The organism is Psychrobacter sp. UBA2514 (assembly GCF_002341255.1).
Taxonomy (GTDB): Bacteria; Pseudomonadota; Gammaproteobacteria; order Pseudomonadales; family Moraxellaceae; genus Psychrobacter; species Psychrobacter pacificensis.
In genome coordinates, this window is record NZ_DDNS01000009.1 from 134,100 (window position 1) to 142,805 (window position 8,706).

Below are 8,706 nucleotides of genomic sequence, written 5' to 3' on the forward strand. Positions count from 1 at the left end.
TGCGAATGTTCAACACGCCCTAGATTGATTTATATTTATGACAATGCCAAATTTAAAACAACGCTAGCTGTCCGCTACGTTGATCTTTAAACTTGGTCTGCGTTTGCGCCAGTACATACTGACGGAAGTTATCGCGTGTCAAATGGGCAAGGTGCTCGTTTTTGCCAGTGGTTGCGATAAAATACTTGGCACGGTTGACCGCGGCTCCCATCTTTTTTAGATGATAGAGCGTCAACTGGTTAAATTTGCGCGCTTTGACGATTTTTTTGGCCGTCTTGGTACCGATGCCAGGGATACGCACGATCATCTCATAAGTCGCTGTCTGAATATTGACGGGGAAATGCTCGCGATGGCGTATCGCCCACGCCAGTTTTGGGTCACAGTCTAAGTCCAAAAATGGCGATTCTGGCTCGACAATTTCATGCGCACCAAACCCATAAAAACGCATTAACCAATCTGCTTGATATAGACGGTTCTCGCGCACCATCGGCACAGGGGTCCCAATCGCTGGCAAGCGATTATCAGAGAGCATCGGTACATAACCTGAGTAATAGACACGCTTGAGATCGTAGGTTTTGTAAAAGTGACTCGATAGCTGAATCACTTGCAGATCCGTCTCGTTACTTGCACCGACGATCATTTGACTGGTCTGACCCGCGGGCGTAAATTTAGGCGCTTTTTTGTGGGTTTTGCGACTCTCACGGATAGTTATAATCTCTTCTTTAACCGTTTCCATCGGTGCTTTTAGCTCATCATGTGACTTCTCAGGCGCAAGCAATGCGAGCCCTGACTTAGTCGGAATTTCGATGTTGACGCTCAGACGGTCTGCATATAGTCCTGCCTCTAGCAATAGCTCTTTTGAAGCGCCAGGAATAGTTTTTAGATGAATATAACCGTTAAAACGCTCGCGAGTACGCAGGAGCTTGGCAACTTCGACCAGTCGCTCCATCGTATAGTCGCCACTTTTGAATATACCAGAGCTGAGAAATAGCCCCTCAATATAGTTGCGGCGATAAAACTGCATGGTCAAATCAACCACTTCTTCAACCGTAAAAGCAGCGCGCGGCGTGTCGTTGCTTTTACGTGAAGTACAATACGCGCAATCATAGATGCAATGGTTGGTCAAAAGAATTTTTAGCAGACTGACACAGCGACCATCTTCGGTATAGCTGTGACAGATACCGGTTGCTGAGGCATCGCCTAGAGCGCCGCCTTGGTTTTTGCGAGTACCAGCGGAGGAGGAGCAAGAGACATCATACTTGGCAGCGTCAGCCAAGATATTGAGCTTGCCCTGTAATCTTTCATAATTGATGTTTGCCATAAGTCGGTTGTTACCAATTAATTAACGAGTAACCATTTTACCAAAATATGTATTAAGTCATTGTATTTATAAGAAAATTTAAAAAATAACACGACAGATAGTGTCGTATCCATCAAGAGGTTGTGAGCGAGCATACATGCTACTCGATATGACATACATTAAAAAAGGCCTTGAATATTCAAGACCCTTTGCAACATGATACTGTTAAAGATACGTATTTTGTAGTGAGTGCATTATTTATTGAACCTTGGCACGTATCACGACGGTTTGATTACCATTGGCATTAAGATTTGCTAAGTTCCATTTCAGGCCAGAGTAGTTTTCTTGCACAACAACGGTATTGCCAACTTGCTGAATGGTTTTATAAGTGTCGCCGCCAGTGGTGGCAAACGTTGGTAATGGGCTATTTAACGATACCAGCTGGACGCCGCTTGGCAATGAAACCATAGCATTGATGTCATTAACTGGCTGTGCCGTGGTGTTGGTGTATGTGGTGTGATACTCAATGATATCACCAGGGGCGATATGGTTGGCAGGCACCGCAACTTCACGTCCAGCACTATTCTTCATGATTTTCATGACCTTGGTGTTTGCATTGACGACACCCGGCGTGCTAAAAGTCGGGGTCAATTGCAAGGTATCTAACGTGGTCGTCGTGATTTGATTGCTCACAGATGGATGGATAGATGGCTGGTTAGTGATGACGGTTGTCGCTGGGGCATTCATCACAGGTAATGGAGTAGCGGTAGTGACAGGCAGGGCTTGTGTCACAGTGCTAACTGGCGCCGTGACGACGTCTACCTTGGTGACGCTATTGGTCACTCGATTGGTTACAGGTACGCTTGTGACAGTCGTGCTGCCTTGAACCACAGGAGATTGGCGAACGACATAGCGCGGCACAGTCGTCACTTTTGTCACGGCATAAGGCATGCCATCTTGCATGGTGATACCGTTAGGTGTCGCAGTAATAGTGGCTGTTTTGCCATCAGAGTATTGTTCAACTACCGTCGTGCTACCACCAGCAGATGAGCTAATCGCAATCTCAGGATCGGCATGGGCTGAGGATGCAAGCACCATACCTGCGAGCATTGCAGATACCGTGGTGGTTAGTGCTGATGGTGTATAAGATTTCATGGTCATAATAGACTCCTTAACAGTATCAATAAAAAAAAGCAGCAATAAGTAAAACAGCAATAATTAACGTCTAAACAAGCAAAACCCCCGCTAAATGACACCAAAAAGTATGCCAAATAACGAGGGTATCAGTACTGACGATAGTCGGTGTCTATAATCAGACCATCATTATTTTGAGTAAAAGTGCTTCAGTATAAATTTACATCGATATTATGTGGGTAATATCACCTAATATAAAAATTACGATGCACTAAAAACTCAAATAATTATGTGCCAAAACAAATCGTGTATAAAAGCTGCATTGTGTAACCGAAACGGTATAAATGCTATCAATACGTAATGTTGCTTATATTCATGTTATTGGGTAGCGAATAGCCAGCCGTATCTGTCACTGTCAAACATGTTTGCTATTTAAGAGAACTAGTATTTAAAGAGCTATTATTCAAAGCGCCTTTCATCCAGCCTTGAAAGCATCACGCCTACGGATGACCAGAAATAGTGAGTCTTATTAGTCGTAGATAACTTTCATCACTTCGTATTCCACCACGCCCTTTGGCGTTTCGATACGTACTTCATCGCCTTCAAACTTACCGATGAGGCCACGAGCGATCGGTGAGTTAACTGAGATTTTGCCAGCCTTGAAATCGGCTTCATCATCGCCGACGATTTTGTACTGTTTTTCTTCTTCAGTGTCCATGTTTTCGATTATGACGCTGACGCCAAACACGACACGACCTTCTTTTGGCAATGTTGAAGGATCGATGATTTGTGCGCCGCCAAGCTTGGCTTCGATATCACGAATACGCGCTTCGCAAAAGCCTTGTTGCTCACGGGCAGCGTGGTATTCAGCGTTTTCTTTTAAATCGCCGTGCTCGCGGGCTTCAGCAATCGATGCGGTGATGCGTGGACGGTCGACACTTTTTAACTGTTTTAATTCAGCTTCTAAAGCTGCATGTCCTTGCGGAGTCATGGGATAACGTTGCATGTTTTTTCCTTAAACCAATAACACCACACCATCTCATAAGGAGATGGTGCCAGTGTTGTTGCAATGAGTATGAAATATAAAAAGAGCGGGGTTCAGATGGTGTCGTTAGTAAATAGGCTGTTGTGTGTTAGCACCTCTACTTTTAGCACCAAGCGCACTGAACCTTACGTAATAAAAAGCATAGTCGCAGTTCAGCCACTATGCTTTTGTAGGTTTGTCTCTTTCAAGATATTGTTTTTTTAACGTATGATTATCACAAAATAATCAATAACAAGTCTTGGCTAAGCTTTTATATAAGCTTAGCGGTTATGCTTAATCTACTGAAATTATTCAGCCGCGTCAATAGACTTTGCTTGCTCATGCAAATCTTGTAACTTATAGACATCAAACGGTAAGTCAATGGCATAAGATTTACAAACCGCATCGGCTGCGCCTAACGTCGTGACATAGAATACCTTGCCCTGTAGCGCACTACGGCGGATAGAGAACGAATCCTCTTGTGCCTGCTTGCCTTCGGTCGTATTGATAATCAGGTCAATTTTGCCGTTTTTCAAGGCATCAACGATGTGCGGGCGACCTTCAGTGACCTTGTTGATTTGCTGACTTTCGATACCAGCGTCGCTCAGTACTTTCTGCGTGCCAGTGGTTGATACGATATTAAAACCGAAATCTGCAAGCTGACGGGCGATTGGGGCGATTTGTCCTTTGTCGCTATCACGAACTGAGATAAAGACCGTTTTGGTCTCGCCCTCAGTAGGCAGACCCGGCAGACGCTCATTACTACCGATGATGGCTTTGTAAAATGCTTCGCCAAAGGTTTTGCCCACGCCCATGACTTCGCCTGTTGATTTCATCTCAGGACTCAAGATTGGATCAACACCTGGGAACTTAGCAAATGGGAACACCGCTTCTTTGACCGCATAAAATGCTGGAACAATCTCAGTCGTAAAGCCTTGGTCCTTGAGTGAGGTGCCTGCCATACAGCGAGCCGCGACCTGAGCTAGCGAAGTACCGATACACTTAGAGACAAACGGTACGGTACGTGCAGCACGTGGGTTCACCTCCAAAATATATACGGTTTCGCCTTTAACCGCAAACTGAACATTCATCAGACCGACAACGCCAAGCTCTTTTGCCATAGCAATGGTTTGGGCGCGCATCACATCACATAGCTCATCAGACAATGAATATGGTGGTAGTGAACATGCTGAGTCACCTGAGTGGACACCTGCCTGTTCGATATGTTGCATGATACCGCCGATGACGACATCATTACCATCACATACGCAGTCGACATCGACTTCGATAGCGTCATCTAAGAAGCGATCAAGCAGGACAGGCGCTTCGTTTGAGGCTTGTACTGCGGTGCGCAGGTAATGTTTTAGCTCATCTTCGTTATAGACGATTTCCATCGCGCGGCCACCTAACACATAAGATGGACGTACCACCAATGGATAGCCCACGTCTTTTGCTTTAACCAAGCCATCTTCTAAGCTGGTTGCTAAAGCGTTCGATGGTTGTACAAGGTTTAGCTGCTGAATCATATGCTGGAAGCGCTCACGGTCTTCAGCACGGTCGATCGCATCAGGACTCGTACCGATGATTTTTACGCCCGCTGATTCTAGCGCACGCGCAAGTTTCAATGGCGTTTGGCCACCGAACTGCACAATCACACCGTCTGGGTTTTCGATACGGACGATTTCTAGCACGTCTTCTAATGTGATTGGCTCAAAGTACAGACGGTCGGAGGTGTCATAATCGGTTGAAACCGTTTCTGGGTTACAGTTGACCATAATGGTCTCATAGCCGTCTTCACGCATGGCAAGCGCTGCATGTACACAGCAGTAATCAAACTCGATACCTTGACCGATACGGTTAGGGCCGCCACCGATGACCATGATTTTTTTCTTGTCAGTTGGGTTGGCTTCACATTCGCTATCGTAGGTTGAGTACATATAAGCGGTGCTGGTCGCAAACTCTGCAGCACAGGTATCGACACGCTTATACACGGGATAGACGCCTAAATCCCAACGCTTTTTGCGTAGTTGCTTTTGTGAGATACCAAGCAATTTAGCCAAACGCAAATCTGACAAGCCTTTACGCTTAAAGCGACGTAGGTTGTTTTCGTTTAAGCCACCAAAGCCGAGTGATTTTACGGTCGCTTCAGTCTTAACGATGTCTTCGATTTGTACCAAGAACCATGGGTCAATCTTGGTGTAATTAAATACGTCATCAACGCTCATACCGACACGGAAGGCATCAGCAACGTAATAGATACGCTCAGGCGTTGGAATGGTTAAGCGGTTGATAATCTCACTACGAGCCTTCTCAGCACTGACTTTGGATAAATCAATTTGCTCATCGAAACCATCCGCGCCAGTTTCCATACCGCGTAATGCCTTTTGCATCGACTCTTGGAAGTTACGACCGATCGCCATCACTTCGCCAACCGATTTCATCTGAGTCGATAGGATGTTGTCCGCTTGTGGGAATTTTTCAAAGTTAAAACGCGGTATCTTGGTGACAACGTAATCAAGTGCAGGCTCAAAGCTGGCTGGCGTTTTGCCGCCTGTGATGTCATTTTGCAATTCATCTAGGGTATAACCGATTGCCAGTTTTGCCGCGATTTTGGCAATCGGGAAGCCAGTCGCTTTTGAGGCGAGGGCAGACGAGCGTGATACGCGTGGATTCATCTCGATAACGACCATACGTCCCGTATCAGGGTTGATACCGAACTGGACGTTTGAGCCGCCTGTTTCGACACCGATCTCACGCAATACTGCTAATGACGCATTACGCATGATTTGGTATTCTTTATCGGTCAAGGTCTGCGCGGGTGCGACAGTGATTGAGTCGCCTGTATGTACGCCCATTGGGTCAAAGTTTTCGATGGCACAGATAATGATGCAGTTGTCGTTTTTGTCACGAACCACTTCCATCTCGTACTCTTTCCAACCGATGAGTGACTCATCGATGAGTAGCTGATGATTTGGTGATAAATCAAAGCCGCGCTCACAAATCTCGATGAACTCATCGCGGTTATAAGCGATACCGCCGCCCGAACCACCCATGGTGAATGAGGGACGAATGATACAGGGGTAGCCCATCTTTTCTTGCGTGGCAAAAGCTTCTTCCATCGTTTCAGCCGTTTCAGCGCGCGGACACTCAAGGCCGATACGTTTCATCGCCTTGTCGAATAAGTCGCGATCTTCTGCCATCTCAATTGAGTCTTTGGTGGCGCCAATTAGCTCGCAGTCGTACTTAGTCAGTACGCCATGCTTATCTAGATCTAGCGCACAGTTGAGCGCGGTCTGTCCGCCCATGGTTGGCAAGATTGCATCAGGACGCTCTTTGGCAATGATTTGCTCAACCGTCTGCCACGTGATCGGCTCGATATAGGTCGCATCTGCCATGACAGGGTCGGTCATGATGGTCGCAGGGTTTGAGTTGACCAAGATGACACGGTAGCCTTCCTCGCGTAGTGCTTTACACGCCTGTGCGCCTGAGTAGTCAAACTCACACGCTTGGCCGATAACGATGGGGCCTGCGCCAATGATAAGAATGCTTTTTATGTCGGTACGTTTTGGCATAGTTAGAGCTACCTTCGTTTGATGATATTTTAAGTAATCTTTATTTTTGATAACGCTTATGGCGTTTTATACTTACAATGCGTTGTTACAGTACTGCTCAAACCGCTTTTAGCGATTCAAGCATTGACTTATTATCAAGTTATAATGAATCGTTAAGCTTGAGCAGTTTTAGCCGCTTCCATCATCTCAGCAAACTTATCAAATAGCGGACCACAATCATGCGGGCCAGGGCTGGCCTCTGGGTGACCTTGGAAGCTAAATACTGGCTTGTTGGTCAGCTCGATGCCTTGGTTAGTACCATCGAATAATGAGCGATGCGTTGACTTAACGTTTTCTGGTAGCGTGTCTTCATCAACCGCAAAGCCATGGTTTTGACTGGTGATCATCACTGTGCCAGTCGCTAGATCTTGTACTGGATGGTTGGCACCATGGTGGCCCGTTTTCATTTTGATGGTATTGGCGCCGCTGGCAAGACCAATTAGCTGATGACCTAAGCAGATGCCAAACGTTGGTACGTCTGTTTCTTCAATAATGTGACGTACGGCGTCGATAGCGTAGTCACAGGCGGCAGGATCGCCAGGGCCATTTGATAAGAAGATACCGTCTGGGTTCATCGCGAGCACATCAGCAATAGGCGTTTGTGCTGGGACAACCGTCACATGGCAGCCGCGGTCGACGAGCATACGTAGGATATTGGTTTTGCTACCGAAGTCATAAGCGACGACGTTGAATTTGGCATCGATATGAGTGCCGAGCTGCTTAAAGAAGCCGCCAGTACCACTGTCATGGCTACCCGCCACGTCACGGTTGAGTAGGGTGTCTGATAGATCCCATGTGCCTGCTGTCCATTCAAAGCTTTCTGTCGTGCAGCATTCTTTTGCCAGATCCATGCCCTTTAGACCTGCAAAGCCTTGTGCCAGCTCAATCGCTTTTTGCTCATCTTCAACGCTGATCGTCTCACCGTTTGAGGCAGTCATGATACAACCGTTTTGTGCGCCTTTATCACGTAATAGGCGGGTCAACTGGCGTGTATCAATTTCAGCGATAGCGACGGTATTGTTACGCTGTAGATAGTCGCTAAGCGACTCAGAGTTGCGGAAGTTAGAAGTGGCCATAGTGGCGTCACGGATGATCAGACCGTCTGCCCATACTTTGTGACCGTTACCAGACTCGGTATCCTCGGCATTGGTGCCTGTATTACCGATATGCGGATATGTCAAGGTCACCAGCTGTCGCGCGTAACTTGGATCGGTTAGAATTTCTTGATACCCTGTCATGGCGGTATTAAATACGACCTCACCAACACGATGACCTAGGCTGCCGATACTGACACCGCGAAAAATTGTACCGTCTGCTAGTGCCAAAATTGCTTGTGTTTCTACCGATGAATTCAAGGATTGCCTCCGCTGTTATTGGTGAGTGCCATCATGTTTTGTTGGTCTAAAATTGCTCCGTATCCTTTTATTTACGGCATTTGACTGTTGTCATATAGAAGTAATAAAAGGACGACACACAAAAATTTTCCACAAAAAAGCGAGAAGACATTATTGATGAAAACTACAAAACCCACTAGATAGTGAATAGGTAACTTGCATCATGTCCGCTCGCTTAGGCACAGATTTTGCGTATTATATACAAAATAGTAACTTATGGCTAGGGCGTGTTGAACATTCGCA

General features: G+C 46.3%; 5 protein-coding genes. All 5 read right to left on the reverse strand.

Annotated elements, in window-relative coordinates:
- Positions 1–52 precede the first annotated feature (52 nt).
- Positions 53–1,321 (reverse strand): putative DNA modification/repair radical SAM protein, encoded by a 1,269-nt coding sequence (locus tag B3V51_RS03595; RefSeq protein WP_071001851.1) that lies wholly within the window; start codon positions 1,319–1,321, stop codon positions 53–55.
- 237 nt (positions 1,322–1,558) lie between these two features.
- A complete protein-coding gene (locus B3V51_RS03600; protein ID WP_071001850.1) occupies positions 1,559–2,461 on the reverse strand; it encodes a hypothetical protein in 903 nt (300 codons plus the stop codon).
- Positions 2,462–2,963: 502 nt separating this feature from the next.
- The gene (gene greA / locus B3V51_RS03605; protein ID WP_071001849.1) at positions 2,964–3,440 is read right to left on the reverse strand and encodes a transcription elongation factor GreA; all 477 of its coding nucleotides are present in this window, start codon (positions 3,438–3,440) and stop codon (positions 2,964–2,966) included.
- 326 nt (positions 3,441–3,766) lie between these two features.
- Positions 3,767–7,030 carry a carbamoyl-phosphate synthase large subunit gene (carB, locus tag B3V51_RS03610; RefSeq protein WP_071001848.1) on the reverse strand — a complete coding sequence of 1,088 codons (3,264 nt, stop codon included), beginning with the start codon at positions 7,028–7,030 and terminating at the stop codon, positions 3,767–3,769.
- A gap of 152 nt (positions 7,031–7,182) precedes the next feature.
- Positions 7,183–8,424 (reverse strand): glutamine-hydrolyzing carbamoyl-phosphate synthase small subunit, encoded by a 1,242-nt coding sequence (carA, locus tag B3V51_RS03615; protein WP_071001847.1) that lies wholly within the window; start codon positions 8,422–8,424, stop codon positions 7,183–7,185.
- Positions 8,425–8,706 lie beyond the last annotated feature (282 nt).

Excerpts from the sequence above, each read along its gene's own strand:
- B3V51_RS03595 (WP_071001851.1), bottom strand. The coding sequence starts at position 1,321 with ATGGCAAACATCAATTATGAAAGATTACAGGGCAAGCTCAATATCTTG.
- B3V51_RS03600 (WP_071001850.1), bottom strand. The coding sequence starts at position 2,461 with ATGACCATGAAATCTTATACACCATCAGCACTAACCACCACGGTATCT.
- greA (WP_071001849.1), bottom strand. The coding sequence starts at position 3,440 with ATGCAACGTTATCCCATGACTCCGCAAGGACATGCAGCTTTAGAAGCT.
- carB (WP_071001848.1), bottom strand. The coding sequence starts at position 7,030 with ATGCCAAAACGTACCGACATAAAAAGCATTCTTATCATTGGCGCAGGC.